This is a genomic window from Bacillus sp. 205(2023) (genome assembly GCF_037027485.1).
GTDB lineage: Bacteria > Bacillota > Bacilli > Bacillales > Bacillaceae > Bacillus > Bacillus halotolerans.
In genome coordinates this window covers 1-23,371 of the sequence record NZ_JAXCHF010000003.1, presented here as the reverse complement: position 1 = coordinate 23,371, position 23,371 = coordinate 1, and the positions used below count along the sequence as shown (strand labels likewise).

Annotated in this window: 19 protein-coding genes and 1 pseudogene; 14 read left to right on the top strand and 6 right to left on the bottom strand. The window is 42.4% G+C overall.

Annotation, left to right across the window (positions count from 1 at the left end; all coding sequences use genetic code 11):
* The first annotated feature begins 27 nt into the window (after positions 1 to 27).
* Positions 28 to 1,941 carry a heavy metal translocating P-type ATPase gene (locus tag WA325_RS10390; protein ID WP_336183585.1) on the top strand — a complete coding sequence of 638 codons (1,914 nt, stop codon included), beginning with the start codon at positions 28 to 30 and terminating at the stop codon, positions 1,939 to 1,941.
* 31 nt (positions 1,942 to 1,972) lie between these two features.
* Here the strand turns inward: WA325_RS10390 and WA325_RS10385 are convergent, their stop codons facing one another.
* Entirely contained in the window at positions 1,973 to 2,188 is a 216-nt protein-coding gene (locus WA325_RS10385) for a hypothetical protein (protein WP_044156111.1), read from the bottom strand.
* Between the two features lie 163 nt (positions 2,189 to 2,351).
* Between WA325_RS10385 and papB the strand changes: the two genes are divergently transcribed.
* Positions 2,352 to 3,446, top strand: coding sequence for a di/tri-peptidase (papB, locus tag WA325_RS10380; RefSeq protein WP_227598142.1), 1,095 nt, complete (start codon positions 2,352 to 2,354; stop codon positions 3,444 to 3,446).
* Positions 3,447 to 3,499: 53 nt separating this feature from the next.
* Here the strand turns inward: papB and WA325_RS10375 are convergent, their stop codons facing one another.
* Positions 3,500 to 3,625, bottom strand: coding sequence for a hypothetical protein (locus tag WA325_RS10375; protein ID WP_010334030.1), 126 nt, complete (start codon positions 3,623 to 3,625; stop codon positions 3,500 to 3,502).
* Between the two features lie 106 nt (positions 3,626 to 3,731).
* Here WA325_RS10375 and WA325_RS10370 point away from each other — a divergent pair, with 106 nt between their 5' ends.
* The 7 genes from WA325_RS10370 to splB all read left to right on the top strand — a co-directional run bounded on the left by WA325_RS10370 (position 3,732) and on the right by splB (position 11,469).
* The gene (locus tag WA325_RS10370) at positions 3,732 to 4,697 is read left to right on the top strand and encodes a LacI family DNA-binding transcriptional regulator (protein ID WP_101865214.1); all 966 of its coding nucleotides are present in this window, start codon (positions 3,732 to 3,734) and stop codon (positions 4,695 to 4,697) included.
* Between the two features lie 61 nt (positions 4,698 to 4,758).
* On the top strand, positions 4,759 to 5,625 hold the full coding sequence (glcT, locus tag WA325_RS10365) for a glucose PTS transporter transcription antiterminator GlcT (RefSeq protein WP_038954190.1): 867 nt from the start codon (positions 4,759 to 4,761) through the stop codon (positions 5,623 to 5,625).
* A gap of 231 nt (positions 5,626 to 5,856) precedes the next feature.
* The gene (gene ptsG / locus WA325_RS10360) at positions 5,857 to 7,956 is read left to right on the top strand and encodes a PTS glucose transporter subunit IIABC (RefSeq protein WP_044156106.1); all 2,100 of its coding nucleotides are present in this window, start codon (positions 5,857 to 5,859) and stop codon (positions 7,954 to 7,956) included.
* Positions 7,957 to 8,054: 98 nt separating this feature from the next.
* Complete coding sequence (locus tag WA325_RS10355; RefSeq protein WP_010334034.1) at positions 8,055 to 8,321, top strand: phosphocarrier protein HPr; 267 nt, start codon at positions 8,055 to 8,057, stop codon at positions 8,319 to 8,321.
* Positions 8,321 to 10,033, top strand: coding sequence for a phosphoenolpyruvate--protein phosphotransferase (gene ptsP, locus WA325_RS10350; RefSeq protein WP_059292877.1), 1,713 nt, complete (start codon positions 8,321 to 8,323; stop codon positions 10,031 to 10,033). Before WA325_RS10355 ends, ptsP begins: the two co-directional genes overlap by 1 nt.
* A 90-nt stretch (positions 10,034 to 10,123) precedes the next feature.
* Complete coding sequence (gene splA, locus WA325_RS10345) at positions 10,124 to 10,363, top strand: splAB operon transcriptional regulator SplA (RefSeq protein ID WP_044156104.1); 240 nt, start codon at positions 10,124 to 10,126, stop codon at positions 10,361 to 10,363.
* 77 nt (positions 10,364 to 10,440) lie between these two features.
* Positions 10,441 to 11,469, top strand: a complete 1,029-nt coding sequence (splB, locus tag WA325_RS10340) for a spore photoproduct lyase (RefSeq protein WP_024121198.1) — start codon at positions 10,441 to 10,443, stop codon at positions 11,467 to 11,469.
* Here the strand turns inward: splB and WA325_RS10335 are convergent.
* Positions 11,462 to 12,163 carry a GNAT family N-acetyltransferase gene (locus tag WA325_RS10335; protein WP_336183680.1) on the bottom strand — a complete coding sequence of 234 codons (702 nt, stop codon included), beginning with the start codon at positions 12,161 to 12,163 and terminating at the stop codon, positions 11,462 to 11,464. The two genes, splB and WA325_RS10335, sit on opposite strands and share 8 nt — an antisense overlap.
* Before the next feature lie 157 nt (positions 12,164 to 12,320).
* Between WA325_RS10335 and WA325_RS10330 the strand changes: the two genes are divergently transcribed.
* Both WA325_RS10330 and WA325_RS10325 read left to right on the top strand, forming a co-directional pair.
* A complete protein-coding gene (locus WA325_RS10330) occupies positions 12,321 to 14,288 on the top strand; it encodes a methyl-accepting chemotaxis protein (protein ID WP_105955544.1) in 1,968 nt (655 codons plus the stop codon).
* Between the two features lie 136 nt (positions 14,289 to 14,424).
* Positions 14,425 to 15,291: an NAD(P)-dependent oxidoreductase gene (locus WA325_RS10325; protein ID WP_105955545.1), complete on the top strand. Its 867-nt coding sequence runs from the start codon at positions 14,425 to 14,427 to the stop codon at positions 15,289 to 15,291.
* A 39-nt stretch (positions 15,292 to 15,330) separates the two neighbouring features.
* On the opposite strand, the gene WA325_RS10320 is transcribed toward WA325_RS10325, so the two are convergent.
* On the bottom strand, positions 15,331 to 16,110 hold the full coding sequence (locus WA325_RS10320; protein WP_024121205.1) for a CAP domain-containing protein: 780 nt from the start codon (positions 16,108 to 16,110) through the stop codon (positions 15,331 to 15,333).
* A gap of 338 nt (positions 16,111 to 16,448) precedes the next feature.
* Between WA325_RS10320 and WA325_RS10315 the strand changes: the two genes are divergently transcribed.
* Together WA325_RS10315 and kinA are read left to right on the top strand one after the other, a co-directional pair.
* Positions 16,449 to 18,563 (top strand): peptidoglycan D,D-transpeptidase FtsI family protein, encoded by a 2,115-nt coding sequence (locus WA325_RS10315; RefSeq protein WP_336183584.1) that lies wholly within the window; start codon positions 16,449 to 16,451, stop codon positions 18,561 to 18,563.
* A 162-nt stretch (positions 18,564 to 18,725) separates the two neighbouring features.
* Complete coding sequence (gene kinA / locus WA325_RS10310) at positions 18,726 to 20,546, top strand: sporulation histidine kinase KinA (protein WP_044156088.1); 1,821 nt, start codon at positions 18,726 to 18,728, stop codon at positions 20,544 to 20,546.
* 9 nt (positions 20,547 to 20,555) lie between these two features.
* On the opposite strand, the pseudogene WA325_RS10305 reads toward kinA, so the two are convergent.
* Positions 20,556 to 21,739, bottom strand: a pseudogene (locus WA325_RS10305) (aminotransferase A).
* 201 nt (positions 21,740 to 21,940) lie between these two features.
* Positions 21,941 to 22,102: a hypothetical protein gene (locus WA325_RS10300; protein WP_003238943.1), complete on the bottom strand. Its 162-nt coding sequence runs from the start codon at positions 22,100 to 22,102 to the stop codon at positions 21,941 to 21,943.
* 207 nt (positions 22,103 to 22,309) lie between these two features.
* Here WA325_RS10300 and cheV point away from each other — a divergent pair, with 207 nt between their 5' ends.
* Positions 22,310 to 23,221 carry a chemotaxis protein CheV gene (cheV, locus tag WA325_RS10295; protein ID WP_024121210.1) on the top strand — a complete coding sequence of 304 codons (912 nt, stop codon included), beginning with the start codon at positions 22,310 to 22,312 and terminating at the stop codon, positions 23,219 to 23,221.
* Positions 23,222 to 23,371: the final 150 nt, after the last annotated feature.

Genomic DNA, 23,371 nt, shown 5'->3' with positions numbered 1-23,371 from the left:
GTTCTCAATTAGGGAGGAGAATTCGATATGAATGAACAAGTGATGCTTCAACATGATCAGCATCAGCCATTAAAGACAGAACATCCAGAAAAAAGCTGGACCCAGCATGCGGAACTTATCGCAGCCCTTGTGTCAGGTGCTCTTATTTTAGCAGGCTGGCTCCTTTCCTCACATCAGTTGTTATCGGTAACGCTATATTTGCTGGCCTTTGTCATCGGCGGATTTGCTAAAGCGAAAGAAGGAATCGAAGAAACGCTCGAATCCAAAACGCTGAATGTTGAGCTTTTAATGATTTTCGCTGCCGTGGGTTCCGCGTTGATTGGGTACTGGGCAGAGGGTGCTGTTTTAATCTTTATTTTTTCCTTAAGCGGAGCTTTAGAAACATACACGATGAATAAAAGCAGCAGGGATTTAACTTCTTTAATGAAGCTTGAACCTGAAGAAGCAACGCTGATTGTAAACGGTGAAACCAAAAGAGTATCGGTTGCAGATATAAAGGCTGGTGATACGATTGTTATCAAACCTGGAGAACGGGTGGCAGCTGACGGAATCATTGAATCTGGTTCTACAAGCCTTGACGAGTCAGCGTTAACGGGCGAATCGATGCCCGTAGAAAAAAACACCGGCGACGCTGTGTATACGGGAACTGTTAATCGAAACGGCTCCTTGACCGTCCGTGTTACAAAAGCAAGTGAAGATTCTTTGTTCCGAAAGATTATCAAGTTGGTGGAATCTGCGCAAAACAGTGTGTCACCTGCGCAAGCTTTTATCGAACGATTTGAAAATGCATATGTAAAAGGCGTTCTGATCGTGGTGGGGCTGCTGTTGTTTGTTCCGCACTTTGCACTTGGCTGGAGCTGGAGTGAAACCTTTTATCGCGCGATGGTATTTATGGTGGTGGCGTCACCTTGCGCACTTGTCGCGTCCATCATGCCGGCAGCGCTGTCCTTGATTTCAAATGGCGCCCGTAACGGCATGCTAGTGAAAGGAAGTGTATTTCTTGAACAGCTGGGTTCTGTGCAAATGATCGCTTTTGACAAAACGGGGACTGTAACAAAAGGCCAGCCCGCGGTTGAGACGGTCAGACTGGCGGAAGGGTATGAAGAAACAGAAGTGCTTGAAGCTGTCTATGCGATTGAGAAGCAGTCCAGCCATCCGCTCGCGCAAGCCATTGCCGGCTACGCTGAAAGCCGCGGCATCAACAAGTCCGGCTACATATCAATCGAAGAAACGTCAGGCTTTGGTGTAATGGCTGAAGTGGCGGGTGCCAAATGGAAAGTCGGAAAGGCAGGATTTATTGGGGAAGAATTGTCAGCACAATTTTTGAAACAATCTGCATCAAATATCATTCAAAACGGCCAAACCATAGTGTTTGTGAAAAAGGACGATCAAATTGCCGGCTGTATCGCTTTGAAAGATCAAATCAGACCTGAAGCAAAAGAAGTCATGGATGAACTGAGCCGTCTGGGGATTAAAACGGCCATGCTGACGGGAGATCACGAGGACACGGCTCAAGCGATAGCGAAGGAAGCGGGAATGACAACAGTTGCAGCAGAATGTCTGCCTGACCAAAAAGTAAATGAAGTGAAACGATTAAAAGAAGAATTCGGGACGATTGCAATGGTCGGAGACGGAATCAACGATGCGCCGGCACTAAAAGCGGCGGATGTCGGAATTGCAATGGGCGGCGGAACAGACGTGGCCCTTGAAACTGCTGATATGGTGCTCATGCAAAACGATTTGAAAAAACTCGTAAAAATGTGCCGTTTATCACGGAAAATGAACAGGATTGTAAAGCAGAATATCGTATTTTCTCTCGCGGTCATTTGCCTGCTTATTTGCGCAAACTTTTTACAGGTGATGGAATTGCCGTTTGGCGTTATAGGCCATGAAGGAAGTACGATCTTGGTGATTCTAAACGGTTTAAGGCTTTTAAAATAAAAAACAGCGGTCCAAATGGGCTGCTGTTTTTTTATGGATCAAGTTTTACCTTCCTTTGTTTTTTCTCTTGATCCGGCCTTTTCATCACAATGATGAGAGCCAGGATGCAGCAAAGGAAGCCGGCTGCACAGCCTATGATAGAGCTGTAATAATAAAAATCCACCAGCTTCATACCGACAAAAGGAGCGGAAATTCCCGCAACTGTTAATAGAACAACTGCCTTACGTCTGAAAAAATTCATCAGCAAACGGAACAACTCCCTGCGATTTAACTCTCTTCTCAGTATACAAGATGACCGGCAGGAAATAAAATGATGGAAAACGGAAAGTCGCCGTGAAAGGCAAACTCCCGTAAAACCTGTTACAATATATAAAGAACAATGCATGGCAAAAGGCAGGGAGGAACAAGAAATGAATAGAATACAACGCGTCTCTTCATGGCTGAAGGAAGCGGGGCATACTGCCGCATTTATTCATACGAAAGAAAATGTATTTTACTTAACCGGTTTTTATACAGAGCCGCACGAACGTGTAATGGGTTTGTTTATCTTTCAAGAGGAGGAGCCATTTTTCGTTTGTCCGGGAATGGAGGCAGACCAGGCCCGAAATGCCGGATGGAATCACGAAATTATTGGCTATGCCGATCACGAAAATCCATGGGAGCTCATTGAAAAAGCACTCAAAAAACGAAATATCAGCATACATACGCTTGCCGTAGAAAAGGATTCAATCTCGCTTTCGCGTGCCGAACAACTGAAGCATTCAGCTGGAGGGGCTCAATTTGTATCAGCAGAAGAAACACTTAACCAGTTTCGTCTGATGAAAGACGAGCATGAAATTAAATTGCTGAAAGAGGCGGCGAAGCTTGCCGATTTTGGTGTTGAAGTCGGGACAGCTGCTTTGCGTGAAGGCATCAGTGAGGTGGAAGTACTCGCTCAGATTGAGTATGAGTTGAAGAAAAAAGGAATTCAGGGCATGTCTTTCTCGACAATGGTGTTATTCGGGAAAAAGTCAGGTCAGCCTCACGGAAATCCGGGGACAGCCACATTAAAGAAAGGCGATTTTGTCTTGTTTGACCTGGGTGTTATTATGGACGGCTATTGCTCTGATATCACGCGAACCTTTGCTTACAAAACCATCAATCCGAAGCAGGAAGAAATTTACGAGACGGTGCTCCAAGCGGAAAAAGCCGCGATAGAAGCAAGCAAACCAGGCGTGAGAATCGGAGATCTGGACTTAACTGCCCGCGGAATCATTGAAAAAGCCGGATACGGAGAATATTTCCCTCACCGGCTGGGCCATGGTCTCGGCATTTCAGTGCATGAGTACCCGTCGATGAGCAAAGCGAATGACACGCTGCTGCAGGAAGGAATGGTTTACACAATCGAACCGGGCATTTATGTGCCGGATGTTGGCGGCGTACGCATTGAAGATGACGTTCATGTAACAAAAGACGGGGCGGTTGCGCTAACTCAATATCCGAAGGAATTAACGATATTGCCGTAACAGGCAGAGATAAAAAAGGACTTTGTTCTCGACATCGTCCTTTTTTATCTGTTTTAAATAAAAAAATCATCAAACGTCCGAAATGGTTTCACTTCATGTTTTTGATTGAGCGGTCTTACGGCCAGGCAGCTTCCGCCCAGAACGGCCAGACATAATCCAATTAAAATGAAGAAACCCATTTATATCTTCTCCTTTCAGCAAAAAAACATCTAATCTGTCGGTACGTTCTTATCGTATTGTATGAAACGCATTCCAGATCAAGGGAAATCAGAAAGAAGGGATTTTATGGCTAATATTAAAGACATTGCAGACAAAGCCGGTGTCTCCGTTACGACGGTTTCCAGAGTCATAAACAATCATCCTTATGTAAGTGAAGAGAAAAGAAAAAGAGTGCTTGAAGCAATGGAAGTGTTGGAGTACACAAGAAATGTCCACGCTGTTCATTTGTCGAAGGGGTTTTCAAACATGATCGGTGTTGTGATGCCGACGATCGGCCTTCCTTATTTTGCGGAACTGATGGCGGGAATCTCAGACGCTGCCGCAGAATCAGGCATTCACCTCTCTTTATTCCAGACAAATTATGACGTGAAGAAAGAAATCTTTGCGCTGTCCCAATTAAAACAGCGCCAGGTTGACGGTTTGATTTTTTGCTCGAAGGCGCTGTCTGATGACAAGCTCAAGGAGTGGGAAGGGCCGATATTGCTTTGTCAGAATTCAAACAAGGGCGGGTTTTCCACAATCAGCATTCCTCATCAAGCTGCCTTCCGGGACGGACTCGACTATTTAATCGCCAAAGGGCACAAAAAAATAGCGATTTGCTTAGCGAGAAAAAAAGGCATGAACAGTCATTTTCGCATCAAAGCATATAAAGAAGCATTGGAAGAGATCGGAGAAACATTCAATGAAGAATGGGTGATTGAGAAAGCGATTACAATGAACGATGGAAAAGCGCTTTTTCATAAATGGAACAACTGGAGAGAAAGGCCGACGGCTATTTTTGTCGCGAATGACCAGGTATCGGCAGGGCTTTTACTCGAAGCGAAAGCTCAGAAAGTGTCTGTTCCGGATGAACTTGCGATCTTAAGCTTTGATAACCATGAAATCAGCCAATTACTTGGGATATCAACCATTGATATTCAAGCGAAGGAAATGGGCAAGCAGGCGTTTGCCATGCTGGAAAAAAGGATTCAAGGTCAGCCGATTGAAAGCAGAGTTCTTGATTACCGTCTCATTGAAAGATCGACTGTTTAGTGAAAGCATGAAAAAAGGTTTGACGCGCATTCCGTTCGTTATGTACGATATGAGGTATTGAATGACAAAGGAGCTGAGGATCGTGAATGGGTCCTTTACAGTGAAAAAGGTACTGAATAATAACGTATTAATTGCTTCTCATCATAAATACAGTGAAGTAGTTTTGATCGGAAAAGGAATTGGTTTCGGAAAAAAACAAGATGATGTGATTGAAGATAAAGGGTACGATAAAATGTTCATTTTAAAGGACGAAAAGGAACAGAAGCAGTTTAAAAAGCTCCTCGACTATGTTGATGAAAAGCTCGTTGATATTTCAAACGATGTCATATACCACATCAGCAATCGGACAAACCGCTCACTAAATGAACATATTCATATCGCACTGACTGACCATATTGCATTTGCAATCAAAAGGCAGCAGCAGGGCTTTGATATGAAAAATCCTTTTTTAATGGAGACGCAGTCACTTTATCCGGATGAATATCAGATTGCCAAAGAAGTCATTGATATGATCAATGAAAAAGCAGGTATCTGCCTTCCGGAAGGGGAGATCGGTTTTATCGCCTTGCATATTCATTCAGCCCTGACGAATCGCCCGCTGTCTGAAGTCAATAAGCATTCTCAGCTGATGGCGCAGCTTGTCGAGGTGATTGAAGACTCGTTTCAAATGAAAGTAAATAAGGAAAGCGTCAACTATTTACGGCTTATCCGGCACATCAGATTTACGATAGAAAGAATTAAAAAAGAGGAACCGACTAAAGAACCAGAAAAATTAATGTTGTTATTGAAAAATGAATATCCGCTATGCTACAATACAGCTTGGAAATTGATTAAAATCTTGCAGCAAACATTGAAGAAACCAGTTCATGAGGCGGAAGCGGTTTATCTCACGCTTCATCTGTACCGATTAACCAATAAAATTTCATAAATTCAGTTTATCCTTTAAAAACGTGTTACTGATCCGATCAGGCATGAGTGATTGAGGGGAAAAAACGGGAAGGTCATTCTCGTTCTTTTGCGCACCCTATTTTGCTCATGCCTTTTTTGTTGTGTAAAAGGGCAAATGTAAACGGTTAAACTGGAAGACTTACGCCTGTGAATTCGTTGTCATGATTTTTAGCTGTAAGGTCAGACTAGTAAAAAGAGGAGGTCAATTCTTATGTTTAAAGCATTATTCGGCGTTCTCCAAAAAATCGGGCGTGCGCTTATGCTTCCAGTTGCGATTCTTCCTGCGGCGGGTATTTTGCTTGCGATCGGGAATGCAATGCAAAACAAGGACATGATTCAAGTCCTGCATTTCCTAAGCAATGACAATGTTCAGCTCGTTGCGGGTGTGATGGAAAGCGCTGGGCAGATTGTTTTCGATAACCTTCCGCTTCTTTTCGCAGTAGGTGTAGCCATCGGGCTTGCCAACGGAGATGGAGTTGCCGGGATAGCAGCAATTATCGGTTATCTGGTGATGAACGTATCCATGAGTGCGGTTCTTCTTGCAAACGGAACCATTCCTTCCGATTCAATCGAAAGAGCCAAGTTCTTCACGGAAAACCACCCGGCATATGTAAACATGCTCGGCATACCTACCTTGGCGACAGGGGTATTCGGCGGTATTATCGTCGGTGTGCTGGCAGCATTGTTGTTTAACAAATTTTATACAATTGAATTGCCGCAATATCTTGGTTTCTTTGCGGGTAAACGTTTCGTACCGATTATTACGTCAATTTCCGCACTGATTCTGGGTCTTATTATGTTAGTGATCTGGCCTCCGATCCAGCATGGATTGAATGCCTTTTCAACTGGATTAGTGGAAGCGAATCCAACCCTTGCTGCATTTATCTTCGGGGTCATTGAACGTTCGCTTATTCCATTTGGTCTGCATCATATTTTCTACTCGCCGTTCTGGTATGAATTCTTCAGCTACAAAAGTGCAGCCGGAGAGATCATCCGCGGGGATCAGCGCATCTTTATGGCGCAGATTAAAGACGGCGTACAATTAACAGCAGGTACGTTCATGACAGGTAAATATCCATTTATGATGTTTGGTCTTCCTGCAGCGGCACTTGCGATTTATCATGAAGCAAAACCGCAAAACAAAAAACTTGTTGCAGGTATTATGGGGTCAGCAGCACTGACATCCTTCCTGACAGGGATCACAGAGCCATTGGAATTCTCATTCCTATTCGTTGCCCCTGTCCTGTTTGCGATCCACTGTTTGTTTGCAGGGCTTTCGTTTATGGTCATGCAGCTGTTGAATGTTAAGATTGGTATGACATTCTCCGGCGGTTTAATTGACTACTTCCTTTTCGGCATTTTACCGAACCGGACGGCATGGTGGCTTGTCATCCCTGTTGGTTTAGGGATTGCGCTTATTTACTACTTCGGATTCCGATTTGCGATCCGCAAATTTAATCTGAAAACACCAGGCCGTGAGGATGCTTCAGCTGAAACAGCAGCATCCGGGAAAACAGGAGAAGCAGGCGACCTTCCTTACGAGATCCTGCAGGCAATGGGTGACCAGGAAAACATCAAACACCTTGATGCTTGTATCACTCGTCTGCGTGTGACAGTAAACGATCAGAAAAAGGTTGATAAAGACCGTCTGAAGCAGCTTGGCGCCTCCGGGGTTCTGGAAGTGGGCAACAATATTCAGGCGATTTTCGGACCGCGTTCTGACGGATTAAAAACACAAATGCAGGATATCATCGCGGGACGCAAACCAAGACCTGAACCGAAAACATCCGCTGAGGAAGAAGTAGGGCAGCAGGTTGAGGAAGTCATTGCAGAACCGCTGCAAAATGAAATTGGCGAGGAAGTCTTTGTTTCTCCGATTGCTGGAGAAATTCACCCGATTACTGATGTTCCTGACCAAGTCTTCTCAGGAAAAATGATGGGTGACGGCTTTGCGATCCTTCCTTCTGAAGGCATCGTCGTTTCTCCTGTGCGAGGAAAAATATTAAATGTGTTCCCGACAAAACATGCAATCGGCCTGCAATCCGACGGTGGAAAAGAAATTTTGATCCACTTCGGCATTGATACGGTCAGCCTCAAGGGCGAAGGGTTTACGTCTTTCGTATCAGAAGGGGACCGCGTTGAGCCTGGACAAAAGCTTCTTGAAGTTGATTTGGACGCAGTAAAACCGAATGTACCGTCTCTGATGACACCGATCGTATTTACGAACCTTGCTGAAGGAGAAACAGTCAGCATTAAGGCAAGCGGATCAGTTAACAGAGAGCAAGAAGACATTGTGAAGATTGAAAAATAAGGGTATATAGTACGCTGTGCTTGTCAGATGACAAGTACGGCTGTATGATATAATATTGTGAAGTAATATAGCTTTAAGTTAAAAGGAGAATGATAAAAATGGCACAAAAAACATTCAAAGTAACTGCAGATTCTGGAATTCACGCTCGTCCTGCAACAGTTCTTGTTCAAACTGCAAGCAAATACGACGCTGACGTTAATTTGGAATATAACGGCAAAACTGTAAACCTTAAATCAATCATGGGTGTTATGTCTCTTGGAATCGCTAAAGGCGCTGAAATCACAATTTCTGCTGCTGGCGCTGACGAAAACGATGCTCTTAACGCTTTAGAAGAAACAATGAAAAGCGAAGGACTCGGCGAGTAATGCAAGAATTAAAAGGGATTGGTGCTTCAGCCGGCATCGCGATTGCAAAAGCGTACCGGCTTGAAGAGCCAGATTTAACGGTTGAAAAGAAAAACATCTCTGATTCTGAAGCGGAAGTAAGCCGTTTTGATGAAGCGATTGCACGTTCTAAAGAAGAGCTCGAAAAAATCAAAGAGCATGCTTTGAAAGAACTGGGTCAGGATAAAGCTGATATTTTTTCTGCTCACCTTTTAGTTCTCAGTGACCCTGAGCTTCTGAATCCTGTGAAAGAAAAAATCAGCTCTGATTCTGTAAACGCTGAATTCGCTTTAAAAGAAACGTCTTCTATGTTCGTTACCATGTTTGAATCTATGGATAATGAATACATGAAAGAGCGTGCGGCAGATATCCGCGACGTAACAAAACGCGTAACGGGCCACCTGCTTGGCGTTGAAATTCCAAACCCAAGCATGATTTCAGAAGAAGTTATTATTGTAGCTGAAGACTTAACACCGTCTGACACGGCTCAATTAAACCGTGAGTTCGTAAAAGGATTCACAACTGATATCGGCGGACGCACATCTCACTCTGCCATCATGGCGCGTTCTCTTGAGATTCCTGCAGTTGTCGGAACGAAAGCGGCTACAGGCACGATCCAAAACGGCGTGACTGTTATCGTTGACGGTATTAATGGCGATGTCATTATCGATCCTTCTGCGGAAACTGTAAAAGAGTATGAAGAAAAACATAACGCTTATTTAGCTCAAAAAGCTGAGTGGGCGAAGCTGGTCAATGAACCGACTGTATCAAAAGACGGTCATCATGTAGAGCTTGCAGCGAATATCGGTACTCCTGATGATGTGAAGGGTGTTCTTGAAAACGGCGGAGAAGCAGTTGGTCTTTACCGTACAGAATTCCTTTACATGGGAAGAGATCAGCTGCCTACAGAAGATGAGCAGTTTGACGCTTACAAAACGGTTCTTGAGCGTATGGAAGGAAAATCAGTTGTCGTTCGGACACTTGATATCGGCGGAGACAAAGAGCTTCCTTACCTGCAGCTTCCTAAAGAAATGAACCCGTTCTTGGGCTACAGAGCGATTCGTCTTTGCCTTGAAGAGCAAGAAATCTTCAGAACACAGCTTCGCGCGCTGCTTCGTGCAAGTACATACGGAAACTTGAAAATCATGTTCCCTATGATTGCGACAGTTAACGAATTCAAAGAAGCGAAAGCGATCCTTCTTGAAGAGAAAGAAAAGCTTGTCAAAGCGGGACAAACTGTATCTGACGACATCGAAGTCGGTATGATGGTTGAGATTCCGTCAACTGCAGTTATCGCTGATCAGTTTGCTAAAGAAGTTGACTTCTTCAGTATCGGAACAAATGATTTGATCCAATACACAATGGCAGCTGACCGTATGAATGAACGTGTATCTTACCTGTATCAGCCATACAACCCTGCAATCCTTCGCTTAATTACACTTGTAATTGAAGCGGCACATAAAGAAGGAAAATGGGTCGGCATGTGCGGAGAAATGGCAGGAGATGAAATTGCGATTCCGATTCTTCTTGGCTTAGGCTTAGATGAGTTCTCAATGAGCGCAACTTCTATCCTTCCGGCAAGAACACAAATCAGCAAATTGTCTAAACAAGAAGCTGAGTCATTTAAAGAGAAAATCTTATCTATGAGCACGACAGAAGAAGTTGTCGCGTTCGTAAAAGAAACATTCAAGTAATTCACAAAAACCAGACGGCCTCCGGCCTGTCTGGTTTTTTTCATAATCAGGGATGCAGCGGGGCACAATAACATGGCTAGGAGGGATAGAATGTCAAACGAATTTAACGCAGGAGATACAGTCTACGTCATCTACAGAAATCCGCACGCCGCCAATGTTGCTCATATAAAAGAAGCTGAAATTGTGCATCACCCATACCATGAGGGTGAGCTTTCCCTGTTTATATTTGAAACCTATCATCCGTTTGCTGAGGATGATGCTGTTTTTGCAAGCTATGAAGAAGCAAAAACGCTTTACAAAGAATTATTTGATATCGATCCGTACGAGTAACAAGGAAAACATTACAACTCATATCCTTTCCGCCTTATGAGAAAAGTAACGGTAGAAAAGGAAAAGGATGTGGCACCATGCAGAACCCATTTGTTCCGCAGCTCGTTTATATTGAACCGAGAGCAATGGAATATCCATTGGCACAGGAATTACATGATAAATTTGAAAAAATGGGCATCGAAATCAGAGAAACGACGTCCCATAACCAAGTGCGCAATATTCCTGGTAAAAACCATCTTCAGCAATACCGTAATGCAAAATCAACTTTAGTAATCGGCGTCCGAAAAACATTAAAGTTTGATTCTTCAAAACCGTCAGCTGAATATGCGATCCCGTTTGCAACAGGCTGTATGGGGCATTGCCATTACTGCTATTTACAAACCACAATGGGAACAAAACCCTATATCAGAACCTATGTAAATGTCGAAGAAATCTTGGACCAGGCGGATCAGTATATGAAAGAACGTGCACCGGAGTTTACAAGGTTTGAAGCTTCATGTACCTCGGATATTGTGGGCATCGACCATTTGACACATACGCTCAAGCACGCCATTGAACATTTTGGACAGAGTGAGCTTGGCAAGCTCAGATTTGTCACGAAGTTTCACCATGTTGATCACCTTTTGGATGCGAAACATAACGGGAAAACAAGATTCAGATTCAGCATAAATGCTGACTATGTGATTAAGAATTTTGAGCCGGGAACCTCTCCTCTCGATAAACGGATTGAAGCGGCTGTAAAAGTAGCGAAAGCAGGCTACCCGTTAGGCTTTATTGTTGCGCCGATTTACATCCATGAAGGCTGGGAGGAAGGATACAGACATCTGTTTGAAAAACTTGATGCCGCTTTGCCGCAGGATGTCAGACATGATATTACCTTTGAATTGATTCAGCATCGATTTACGAAGCCGGCGAAACGAGTCATTGAGAAGAATTATCCAAAAACAAAGCTGGAGTTAGATGAAGAAAAGCGGCGCTATAAATGGGGACGCTACGGGATCGGAAAATATATTTATCAGAAAGATGAAGAGCATGTGCTTCGGGAAACGCTTGAATCTTATATCGATACGTATTTTCCTAATGCAAAAATTGAATATTTCACATAAACGGGCTGTCAGCTTTACAGCTCGTTTTTTCATAAAAGGGATTTTTCCACTCCATCAACACCCCGTAATTCAAGGATTCTTCATCGTCCAAATAATTACTGACGATGCAGAGCGGTGAACGGCCGCAATGGAGGAGAAATGACAGTACAGGATCTTTCTTTTTTCCTTCTATAACATCCTCTACATATTGTGAAGCACTGATCTCATGTGCGTACTTATGATAAAAAGGAATACGTCCGCCGCCGAGTAACCGTTCCATTCGCTTTTCAACGGCTAATTCATACATCGTATTCATCAGCCATTTTCCTATTCCAAGCTTCTGGTAATGCGGTGAAACCGAAATATCCACTACATATAACGTATTTGCCTGCGGATCATGACATGTAATATAGCCGTTATCTGTTGTCTCCGCCCATGTATGCTCGGGAGCATTGGGATCAAAATGCACGATAAGAGAAGTCACCGAACCGACGATCTCACCATTAACCAGCGCGCATAAGGCGCCTTCCGGAAAGGTGTTGATATGGCTGGCGAGCTGTTCTTCTGACCACAGCAATTCCTGCGGAAATGGAGGGGGAAAACACTCTTTCTGAAGAGAAAGCAAGCCCTCTATGTCTGTTCTCAAATAATTTCTGATCGTCAGCCGCTCAAATTTAATGCCATTATGGACATACATCTGTTTAAAAATGACAATCACTCTCCTTGTGCTGTTTATTATATCGTAATCCAAACTGCTGAAACACAGCCAGTTAGAATTTTCAGTAAATATCTTGTGATTTCAATATAATTTATTTTATGATTATTCATTTTTTGGGTGAAAAGGCCGATATAGAAAATAGGAGGGGATTGGTTTGTTTAAAAAACTTCACATGAAGATTGCTGTTTTCGTTTCTATCATGTTAATCGTCACAGTTGTTCTTTTGATGCTTTCTTCTTACCTGACGTTAAAACCGATGATTACAGAGGATGGGAAAAACACGACACAAAACGTAACAAACTCGCTTGAACAAAATATCGAACTGCAATTAAAGAGTTATGACATTTCGCTGTTAAGATTGGCAAATGGAGAATTAACACGTGCGTTTGTGACAAACTCAAGTAAAGAAGCTGCCAGGCTGTTTAATGATGACATTAAACAAATTAAAGAAAACGATGATTATGTGGCGATGGCCTATATAGGCACCGCAAAAAAAGAAATGTTTACATATCCGAAAGCAGAATTTGCAGAAGATTATGATCCGGTTTCTAGACCATGGTATATGCGCGCGGCTGAAACACCGGATAAAGTTGTCTGGACGGAACCCTATAAAGATGTCGTGACGGGAGAAATGATCGTCACAGCCTCAAAAGCAATTCTTGACGGGCAGAAGGTGATAGGCGTTGCCAGTTATGATCTGAAACTTTCTTCCATCCAGACCATGGTAAATAAGCAAAAGGTGCCATACAATGGCTTTGCTTTTTTAGCTGATGCAAGCGGCAATCTTTTAGCACATCCGTCAAACCAAGGAAAAAATATCTCCAAGGACCAAACATTAAAAACCATTGCATCTGACAAAAACGGGATACAAGATGCAAAGGGAAAAATGATTGTGTATCAAACGGTTGGAGAAACGGGATGGAAAGTCGGAACACAATTTGACACAAATAAATTAATGTGGATTTCAGATAAAATGAATCGGGCGAACCTTTTCATCTCACTCATCGCGCTGGCGGTGACGATTATTCTCAGCTACTTCCTCGCCAAAACAATAACCGGCCCGATCCAGCAGCTGATTGCAAAAACAAAGGCCGTCTCTGCAGGCGATTTGACAGTGCATGCAGAGTCAAAGACCAAGGATGAAGTCGGCATGTTAACAAGAGACTTTAATCAGATGGTTGAAAACATGAAGGAAATGGTGGAACAAGTCAGACATTCTTCAGGAAAAGTGTCTGACACCTCTGAACAATTAACAGCTGTCTCCGCTGAAACCAATGAAACGAGCGGACAAATTGCAAAAGCGATCGAAGAAGTGGCAGCAGGGGCAACGGAACAGGCTTCAGAAGTTGAGACCATTAACGAAAAATCAGAAAACCTGTCTGCTAAAATCAGACGGATAGCTGATCAGGCAGGCGGCATGAAAGCACGTTCAAAATCCTCAGAGGATGCAAGCTATAAAGGGCTTGACGCGCTCGGCCAGCTGCTGATGAAATCAAACGAAGCCAATACGGAAACAAAGAAAGTCGAAACGATGCTGCTGGATTTGGAAAATCAAACGAAGAATATTGAAGAAGTGGTTACTGCGATTTCAAATATTTCGGATCAAACCAATTTACTTGCCTTAAATGCCAGTATTGAAGCAGCCAGAGCCGGTGAAAGCGGACGTGGATTTGCGGTCGTGGCTGAAGAGGTGCGGAAGCTTGCCGAGCAGTCAGCGCTTTCCACCAAGCATATCAGTGAGACAGTGAAGTTGATTCAGCTTGAAACAAAAGAGGCTTCCCATGCAATGGTTGAAGCAAGTAAAATGAATGATGAACAAAACAGCGCAATTCATGAGACTGGTGAAGTATTAAACACCATCACCGCGGAAATGCAGTCACTTGTTCAAGGTATTGATCAAATTTACGAAGAAATACAAAGAATGAGTGAAGAACAGCTTGCCATTTCTGAAGCGATTCAAAGTATCTCAGCTATATCACAGGAATCGGCTGCTGCAGCGGAGGAAGTCAACGCCTCAACCGATGAACAGCTGATCACGCTTGAGAAAGTCAAACACTCAACTGATACATTAAAACATGCAAGCCAAGAGCTTATGAACGCTATTGCTAAATTTACATTATAATCAACATTGGATACCCAAGACTTTTTCAAGTTTTGGGTTTTTTATTTTTTAGACTCTACTATATGATTACTAGATATGGTAGTCTAGAAAATGATAAATTTTAACTAAATGAAATCTAATGTCTGGGGGAATTTACTTGAAAAAAACAGTCGGTTTTATCGGTCTTGGAGTAATGGGAAACAGTATGGCTTCACATATCCTTAAAGATGGACATCACGTATTGGTGTATACCCGGACAAAAGCAAAAGCGGACAGCATACTGGAAAAAGGCGCCGTGTGGAAAGACACTGTAAAAGACCTATCGAAAGAAGCGGATATCATTATTACAATGGTAGGCTATCCCAGTGATGTAGAAGAAGTGTATTTCGGCAGCAGCGGAATTATTGAAAATGCTAAAAAAGGCGCGTATCTCATTGATATGACGACTTCCAAACCGTCATTAGCAAAAAAAATTGCGGAGACAGCCAAAGAAAAATTATTATTTGCCTTAGACGCACCTGTTTCAGGAGGTGACATTGGCGCACAAAACGGAACACTGGCGATTATGGTCGGAGGAGAAAAAGAAGCGTTTGAAGCTTGCCTGCCCATCTTCACTTTAATGGGAGAGAATATTCAATATCAAGGGCCGGCAGGAAGCGGACAGCACACAAAGATGTGTAATCAAATCGCGATTGCAGCAGGTATGATCGGTGTAGCCGAAGCGATGGCTTATGCCCAAAAATCAGGCCTTCAGCCGGAAAATGTCCTGAAGAGCATTACAACTGGAGCGGCAGGAAGCTGGTCATTGTCAAATCTCGCCCCGCGTATGTTGAAAGGTGATTTCGAGCCAGGATTTTATGTAAAGCATTTTATCAAAGATATGGGAATTGCTTTAGAGGAAGCTGAATTAATGGGTGAAGAAATGCCAGGCTTGTCGCTTGCGAAATCATTATATGACCAACTTGCCGCACAAGGAGAAGAAAACAGCGGAACCCAAAGTATATATAAGCTTTGGGTAAAATAAAAAAGAGATTGCCTGTCCAAAACAGGCAATCTCTTTTTATTATTTTCCGATGAATTGCTGTGTCCAGTAGCTGCCGGATTCAACATAACCGACACCGATGTGTGTGAAGTTAGGGTTAAGAATGTTTTTTCTGTGGCCCTCACTGTTCATCCAAGCTTTTACTACTTCTTCAGGTGTTTTTTGTCCTTTAGCAATGTTTTCACCAGCTGTTTTGTAGCTGATTCCGAAAGATTTCATCATATCAAACGGTGAGCCGTACGTTGGGCTTTGGTGATCAAAATAGTTCTTGTCTTTCATATCCTGTGATTTTGCATGTGCAGATTTGCTTAATGTTTCATCGATTTGAAGCGGTTTTAAACCTTGTTTTTGTCTTTCTGCATTTGTCAGCTCAACAACTTTTTTCTCATATGCACTTACAGATGAAGGTGCAGCTGTTGTTGTATTATTGCTTGTTTTTTCAGGAGTAGCCGGTGCTTTAGCAGCAGTGCTTTTATCAGCAGCGGCTTTTTCAGGAGCCTTTTGAGCTGGCTTTGCAGCTTCCGGCTTTTGAACATCCTGAATCTTCATGTTGGATTGTTTCGCATGCTTTTGAAGAAGCTTCTCGAGATCTTTTTCGTTAGCCGCGTTTAGTGTTTTTATATTTGTTTTAATATGTAGCTTTTTCACTACATCCTTAAGTGTAAGGTTTTGCACTGTGTTCCCTGTTTTGACCGTTACCACAGGCTGGCAGGAGAGTTCTTTCGCTGATGCTTGCTGTACGCCTCCGAATGTGAATAATCCCACCGCAGCGGCAGCAGATAAAATAAATGCTTTTTTCATTAGTTCGTAACCTCCTAGAGTTGTTTGTTTTCTACAAAAAAATCATAACATAGCTTTTTTGTCATAAAGAATCCATCACTTTCCTTTGACAAATGGTGATTGTCATTTTTGTAATCAAAACGCGCTGAACCGCTGATGGCAAGCGAGTAATGCGTATGTAGTGACTTTATCTCACAGTTACATAACTTCCTATTTTTTGAATCGTTAGTTATATTTTAATGTATTTCATTATTGACAACTTTTTTTATCCCTTTTCGCTGTAACAACTATTACAAAGGTGTTACAATTAAAAACAGTATATGTAAATATATTGAATGATTTGAGAGGGGTAACCAGAAGTGACTGAAATAGGACGTGAACCAAAGAAAAAGCGCAAAGGAAACAGAGCAATCAGAATGAATCTGTATTTCCTGGCGGTCTTTGTTCTATTTACTGCATTAATCTTTAAGCTTGGCGTTGTTCAAATTGTCGAAGGCGAACAGCATGAAGAAAACGCTGAGAAAGCTAATGCGAAGACAGCGTATTATCCAGCGCCTCGGGGGAAGATGTATGACAGAAACGAGAAAGTGGCTGTTGATAACCAGAGCGTGCCGGAAATTGTGTATGTCTCAACATCCAGCACAAAAACAGAGGACAAAATCAAAACAGCTAAACGGCTTGCCGCTTTGATCGATATTGATACCGAATTTTTAAAGGATAGAGATTTACGTGATTACTGGCTCGCTTCTCATCCGAAAAAAGCCGCCCGCCTGTTAAAGGAATCTGAAAGCAATCTGAAGGGGACACAGGCTTACAAGCTTCAAGTGGAACGCGTCCCGGCTAAAGAATTGAAGGCCATTCAGCGGGATGACGAAGCTATGCAAACCGCGGCCATATACACAAGATTTTCAAGCGGGAATGCGTATGAACCTCAGATTGTAAAAGCGATGGACCCGAATAACAGCAATGGCAACGGCAAAAACGGATCATTGCTTGATGAAAAGAAAAACTCCTCGCAAAGACCGAAAAATGATTTAACATATGATGAAATTTCTATTGTGTCTGAGCATTTAGAAGAGCTGCCGGGGATAGATGTCGTAAACGATTGGACACGAAAATACCCTTATGACAAAACACTTTATTCCGTTTTTGGAGGTGTCACAACACCTGATCAAGGGCTGCTCAGCGACCGGAAAGACTTTTATGTTACGAGAGGCTATGCGAGTAATGACAGAGTCGGCAAAAGTTATTTGGAGTATCAATATGAGGACTATTTAAATTCTCATAAAGAAAAAGTGGAATACGTGGAAGACAATAAAGGAAATGTCGTCAGCCAGAAAACAATCGACAAAGGCAGCCGGGGCTATGATCTTCGGCTTTCATTTGACATGGAGCTGCAGGCAAAGGTAGAAAAGATTGTTGAAGAAGAAGTGAGAAATAGCCGCGCGCGCGGAAACTATATGCTTGACCGGGCCTTTGTTGTGATGATGGATCCGAATAACGGCGATATTTTGTCGATGGCAGGAAAAAAGATAGATTTAGAAACAAATAAGATTCAAGATTATGCGATCGGTGCTTTTACAACCCAATATGAAATGGGATCAGCAGTAAAGGGTGCAACCGTTCTCGCGGGCTATCAGGATGGGATTCCGCATTATAAATATTTCCATGATGCGCCGATGTATTTAGGAACGAACCTCATAAAAAAATCTTACACAAATATGGGAACCATCAATGAATTAACGGCTTTGCAAAAAAGTTCAAACGTATATATGTTTAATGTTGCTATGCATATAGCTGGGGTAACGTATAAGCCGCGTGGACCGCTTCCTGCTGATCAGAAGGATCTGCTCAAAATGAGAAATTACTACAGCCAGTTTGGCCTTGGAGTCAAGACTGGTGTTGACCTGCCGCAGGAATCTGCAGGAATGCAAACGACACCTGATGTTGTAGGGGGCTTAATTTTAGACTTGGCAATTGGTCAATATGATACATATACACCGCTTCAGATGGCACAGTACATTTCTGTGATTGCAAACGGAGGGTACCGTGTACAGCCTAGAATCGTCACAAGCATACATGAGCCAGGCAAAAAAGATGAACTCGGTAATGCAATCGAGCAAAGGAAACCTAAAGTGCTGAATAAGATCAATAATTCCCAAAGTGATTTACAGCAAGTGCAAACAGGTATGAAATTAGTAACCTCTTCAGGAACAGCTAAAAATACTTTTACAGAAGATGTATCGGGAAAAACTGGAACAGCAGAAACATTTTATTACGGCACGAATCGCAACTGGTGGGGGAAAAAAACTTACAATCTGACTTTTGTCGGCTATTACCCGTCGAAAAATCCAAAAGTGGCCTTTAGTGTTGTTGTTCCATCAGTAGATGATGATGATAAGATCAATAAAATTATTGCCAAAAGAGCCATACACGCTTACGCAGAGCTCGAAAAGAAAAATAGCGAAAAATAAAAAACAGGGTGCACATCTGACAGATTGTGTGCCCTTTCTTTTACTCAAAAATTAGAGATCACTATAAGAATAGAAGGAGAATACTCATTTTCTAGCGAATCATACTAGGTAAAAGTCAATCTGTAAATGTCGAACATGATGATCATGCAAAGGAGGGATTCTGTGGAACAGGATACGCAGTATGTTAAGCCATTTCAAACGAAAACCGATATTCATGCAGTCTTGGCTTCTAATGGGCGCATCATTTATATATCAGCCAACTCCAAACTGTATCTGGGTTATCTCCAGGGAGAAATGATCGGATCATTCCTCAAGACATTTCTGCATGAGGAAGACCAATTTTTAGTTGAAAGCTATTTTTATAATGAACATCATCTGATGCCGTGCACCTTTCGTTTCATTAAAAAAGATCATACGATTGTATGGGTGGAGGCTGCAGTAGAAATTGTGACGACGAGAGCTGAGCGGACGGAACGGGAAATCATTTTGAAAATGAAGATTCTCGAAGAAGAGTCCGGGCATCAGCCTCTTAGCTGCGAAAAACATGAAATTGAGCCTGCGAACCCGGAATCAACTACATATATAACGGATGATTATGAGCGGCTAGTTGAAAATCTTCCAAGCCCTCTATGCATCAGTGTCAGCGGCAAAATCGTCTATGTGAACAGCGCAATGCTTTCCATGCTGGGAGCAAAAAGCAAGGATGCTGTTATTGGCAAATGGTCCTATGAATTTATTGAGGAAGAGTATCATGATATCGTGAAAAACAGAATTATACGAATGCAAAAAGGAATGGAAGTCGGAATGATTGAACAGACGTGGAAAAGGCTTGATGGCACACCTGTTCATTTAGAAGTGAAAGCGTCCCCGACCGTCTACAAAAACCAGCAGGCTGAACTGCTTCTGCTAATCGATATCTCTTCAAGGAAAAAATTCCAAACCATCCTGCAAAAAAGCCGTGAACGATATCAGCTGCTGATTCAAAATTCAATCGATACTATTGCTGTGATTCATAATGGGAAATGGGTGTTTATGAATGAGTCGGGAATTTCGCTGTTTGAAGCGGCGACCTATGAGGATTTAATCGGCAAAAATATATACGATCAGCTTCACCCATGCGATCATGAGGACGTGAAAGAGAGAATCCAAAATATTGCCGAGCAAAAAACAGAATCGGAAATCGTTAAGCAATCATGGTTTACCTTTCAGAACAGGGTCATCTACACGGAGATGGTCTGCATTCCGACGACCTTTTTCGGTGAAGCGGCTGTCCAAGTCATTCTGCGTGATATTTCTGAGAGAAAACAAACAGAGGAACTCATGCTTAAATCAGAAAAGTTATCTATCGCGGGACAGCTCGCAGCGGGAATCGCGCATGAGATCCGCAATCCGCTGACCGCGATCAAAGGGTTTTTACAGCTGATGAAACCGACGATGGAAGGAAATGAACATTATTTTGACATTGTATTCTCTGAGCTCAGCCGAATTGAATTAATACTCAGTGAACTGCTGATGCTGGCAAAGCCCCAGCAGAATGCCGTGAAAGAGCATTTGAACTTGAAAAAACTAATTGGTGAAGTCTCTGCGCTGCTGGAAACCCAGGCGAATTTAAACGGGATTTTTATCAGAACCCGTTATGAGAAAGACAGCATTTATATAAACGGGGACCAAAATCAGCTGAAGCAGGTATTTATTAATTTAATAAAAAATGCAGTAGAATCTATGCCTGACGGAGGCACTGTAGACATTATCGTAACAGAGGATAAGCATTCTGTTCATGTTACCGTCAAGGACGAAGGGGAGGGCATACCTGAAAAGGTGCTCAACCGTATTGGAGAACCATTTTTAACGACAAAAGAAAAGGGAACAGGGCTCGGGCTGATGGTAACATTTAATATCATTGAGAATCATCAAGGCGTTATCCATGTAGACAGCCAGCCGGATAAAGGCACAGCGTTTAAAATCTCATTTCCAAAAAAATAAAACAACGGCTTAAACGCCGTTGTTTATATCGTCTGCATCGATTCCCTTTTCTTTAGTACAAATAATTCTAAACGATCTAATCCTTCTCTTAATGTGTCCAGCGAGTATGCAAAAGACAGCCTTACATATCCTTCACCAAACGCTGAGAACGAGCTGCCGGGCACAAGCGCCACACCAGCATCCTCCAAAAGAGCCATACTAAAGTCAAACGAAGACATCCCAAAGGATTTAATAGAAGGAAAAATATAAAATGCGCCAGACGGTTTTACGACATCAAGCCCCATCGACACGAGGCGGTCATACACATAATCGAGCCGTTTTTTGTACTGCTCTCTCATGATCAGGGCGTCGTCAAATCCGTTAGTCACAGCTTCAAGCGCTGCCTTCTGAGAAATAGAGGACGCACATGACACATTGTATTGATGAACCTTTAAAATGTGTTTTGCTATGTCTTTCGGAGCGAATAAAAATCCGATTCTCCATCCCGTCATGCTGTGAGACTTTGACAAGCCGTTAATGACAATGGTTTGATCCCGCAAATGCGTTGCAATCGAATGGTGCGGTCTGTCATATGTTAATTCGCTGTATATTTCGTCTGACAATACGAAGACATTTCTGCCTTTTAATAGAGCCGCGATGCTTTTCAGCTCTTCTTCAGATAATGTCACACCGGTAGGGTTTGACGGATAAGGAAGCACGACACACTTGGTATTGGGAGTCAGAGCTTCTTCAATCAGCCGGGCTGTGAGTTTAAACCCGTGAGACGTCGTGTCAACAATGACAGGCTTGGCGCCGCACAAATTGATAATTGGTTCATAACCCGGGTATATCGGACCTGGCATAATGACTTCATCGCCGGGAGACAGAATGGTGCGGAAAGCTGCATCAATGGCTTGGCTCGCTCCCGTTGTGATCATTATTTCACTTTCAGCTTCATAGTTGAAGTCTGCTTTTTTCTTCATATAAAGCTGAACAGCTTGTCTCAATTCCAGGTAGCCGGCATTTGGAGTGTATGACGTAACATTGTCATCAATGGCTTTTTTTGCGGCAGCTTTCACATGATGCGGCGTGAAAAAATCAGGCTGGCCGATCGTAAGTGAAATGACATTTTCGTGTTGAGATACAAGATTTGAGAATTTGCGTATTCCTGAAATTTCAATTTCTCTGGCTTTCGGATTCAGCAAATGTTCCATAATTCATCACCTTAATATATATAATGAGTTTCTCCTATTTTACCACTAGCTGGCCATTTGTCACCTTTTTAACCGATATATTTCGATTGTATGCGCCTATTTACTAAACATACCTTCCTTCTCAGAAAAAAAGAAGACAACCAGCGATTTGATTGTCTTTATTGTATCATGTTCTATTATTGTTTATATGTGCCAATTTCATCAATAACCATAGTCAAAATGAAGGTCTTCGTGCCAAATCATGTACGGGGGATGCTCTTCTTGAAGATCAGCAGATTCTTTCTTCATATGAAGATAAGTCTCTTCACTGATATCCTCTAAAACAGTCATTTCATTTTCTTTAAATATTACTAAAGTACCCATTATTTACACCCTTCTTTGGAAAAATCCTTGACTATTTTATCACTGTCAGTTGGAAAGTCAATGGTCATTAGGAAAAAAGTTTCTTTTTTTAAGGTTATCAGCATAACTGTCGCCAGAATAGGATTTTGAAGAGCCTCACCATTCATTTTTTATAATTTTCGCCGATATATACAGTACAATACTGAATGCGAATAGCGAGGGATTGAATTGTCGTTACAACAATACGAAATTTTATTGGATTCTGGTACAAATGAATTAGAAATTGTGAAGTTTGGCGTTGGTGGCAATGCTTTCGGCATTAACGTCATGAAAGTAAGAGAGATTATTCAGCCTGTCGAGGTCACATCAGTGCCTCACTCCCACCAACATGTAGAAGGAATGATTAAACTAAGAGGAGAAATTCTCCCAGTCATCAGCCTGTTTTCCTTTTTCGGGGTGGAGCCTGAGGGATCAAAAGACGAGAAGTATATCGTCACCGAATTTAATAAGCGAAAAATTGTTTTCCATGTCGGGTCGGTTTCTCAAATTCACAGGGTTTCATGGGAAGCGATTGAAAAACCGACTTCCTTAAATCAAGGAATGGAGCGGCACCTCACAGGGATTATCAAACTGGAAGAAACGATGATCTTTTTGCCTGATTATGAAAAAATCATCTATGATATCGAATCAGACTCAGGTGTTGATACGTACAATATGCATACCGAGGGCTTTGACGAAAGAAGAACTGATAAAAAGCTTATTATTGTAGAAGACTCACCGCTTCTGATGCGTCTTTTAAAAGATGAATTAACCGAAGCCGGATACAACAATATTACAGCGTTTGAGAATGGAAAAGACGCATATGACTATATCATGAACCTTACCGAAAGCGGCAATGATTTAACAGAACAAATCGATATGATCATCAGTGATATTGAAATGCCGAAAATGGACGGACACAGGCTGACAAAGCTGCTTAAAGACAATCCGAAGAGTTCCGATGTGCCGATTATGATTTTCTCATCATTAATTACAGATGATTTACGTCACCGGGGAGAAGTGGTCGGCGCCGATGAGCAAATCAGCAAGCCGGAAATCAGCGATCTGATTAAAAAAGTGGATACGTATGTGATCGATTAATAAAAAAAGCCGGATGCCATAAGTGGGGACTGACCCCATAAGATGAGACAAATAAAAAACACCTTCAAGTTTGAAAACGGATGATTGTTAGCCGAAATTAGACTTGGAGGTGTTTTTTCTATGGGGACAAGAGTGAGTTATCCGGTTGAA

What these genes read in the sequence shown, in the direction of transcription:
- splA (WP_044156104.1), top strand. Translation starts at nt 10,124, where the DNA reads ATGTCAAACGAATTTAACGCAGGAGATACAGTCTACGTCATCTACAGA.
- WA325_RS10300 (WP_003238943.1), bottom strand. Translation starts at nt 22,102, where the DNA reads ATGGGTACTTTAGTAATATTTAAAGAAAATGAAATGACTGTTTTAGAG.
- WA325_RS10370 (WP_101865214.1), top strand. Translation starts at nt 3,732, where the DNA reads ATGGCTAATATTAAAGACATTGCAGACAAAGCCGGTGTCTCCGTTACG.
- WA325_RS10375 (WP_010334030.1), bottom strand. Translation starts at nt 3,625, where the DNA reads ATGGGTTTCTTCATTTTAATTGGATTATGTCTGGCCGTTCTGGGCGGA.
- glcT (WP_038954190.1), top strand. Translation starts at nt 4,759, where the DNA reads ATGACAAAGGAGCTGAGGATCGTGAATGGGTCCTTTACAGTGAAAAAG.
- WA325_RS10355 (WP_010334034.1), top strand. Translation starts at nt 8,055, where the DNA reads ATGGCACAAAAAACATTCAAAGTAACTGCAGATTCTGGAATTCACGCT.
- WA325_RS10320 (WP_024121205.1), bottom strand. Translation starts at nt 16,110, where the DNA reads ATGAAAAAAGCATTTATTTTATCTGCTGCCGCTGCGGTGGGATTATTC.
- splB (WP_024121198.1), top strand. Translation starts at nt 10,441, where the DNA reads ATGCAGAACCCATTTGTTCCGCAGCTCGTTTATATTGAACCGAGAGCA.
- WA325_RS10390 (WP_336183585.1), top strand. Translation starts at nt 28, where the DNA reads ATGAATGAACAAGTGATGCTTCAACATGATCAGCATCAGCCATTAAAG.
- ptsP (WP_059292877.1), top strand. Translation starts at nt 8,321, where the DNA reads ATGCAAGAATTAAAAGGGATTGGTGCTTCAGCCGGCATCGCGATTGCA.
- ptsG (WP_044156106.1), top strand. Translation starts at nt 5,857, where the DNA reads ATGTTTAAAGCATTATTCGGCGTTCTCCAAAAAATCGGGCGTGCGCTT.
- papB (WP_227598142.1), top strand. Translation starts at nt 2,352, where the DNA reads ATGAATAGAATACAACGCGTCTCTTCATGGCTGAAGGAAGCGGGGCAT.